Annotated in this window: 1 protein-coding gene; it reads right to left on the bottom strand. The window is 74.0% G+C overall.

The features are described from left to right. Positions 1-653, bottom strand: a 653-nt coding sequence (locus KBX53_RS35020) for a hypothetical protein (RefSeq protein ID WP_210864041.1), incomplete at both ends; no start/stop codon positions are given.

Here is a 653-nt window from a genome sequence, read left to right as displayed (position 1 = left end):
GGCCGGCTCTCGAAATTGACGTACGCACCGTCGGCCCGCGCTCCGACCGCCCGCCAGGCGGCGTTCAACGCGGCGTCGGCCTGCGGCGGAAACACCGACGCCACGATCAGGGTGTCCTGGTGGCGATGCGGGTACGCGGTCGCGTCGGGGGCGACGTCGTTGACCGCCCCGCCCAACGAGCGGAGTTGGACCACGGCCCGCCCCGGCCCGGTCACCGCTCGCGTCACGGCCCGCGCCCCGGCGTCGTCCAGCGCGGCAAACAGCCCGTTGGTGGTGGTGCCACGCTGCTGCCCGACGTTGGGGTTGAGGTGCGCGGTCGGCACCAGCGTCGGGTAGGGCAACAGGTCGGTCCGGTGTTCGAGCACCTTGCCGATGGCGAGCAGCGGCTCCACCGCCGGTCGGGCCCGGCGCAGGCTCTCGGCGGCGACCACGGCGGTGATGGACATGAGCACCGATCGGCCCTCCGCGAACACCACAGCGGCGGCGGACAACTCCCGGGGCGCCTGCGCCAGATAGCTCGTCCACTCCCGGACCGTGCGACCGTCCGGATGCGCCTCGACGACCAGCTGCGCGACACCGACGTTGCGCTGCTCGGCCGCCTCGATCTCGAAGGCCACCACGATCCCCGCGCCGGCTCCGGCCCCGCGGACCAG

Origin of the sequence: Micromonospora sp. M51 (assembly GCF_018070305.1) — a bacterium.
GTDB classification, from domain to species: domain Bacteria; phylum Actinomycetota; class Actinomycetes; order Mycobacteriales; family Micromonosporaceae; genus Micromonospora; species Micromonospora parva.
The sequence above is the reverse complement of the archived record's forward strand: the minus strand, read 5'-3'. Positions and strand labels throughout refer to the sequence as shown.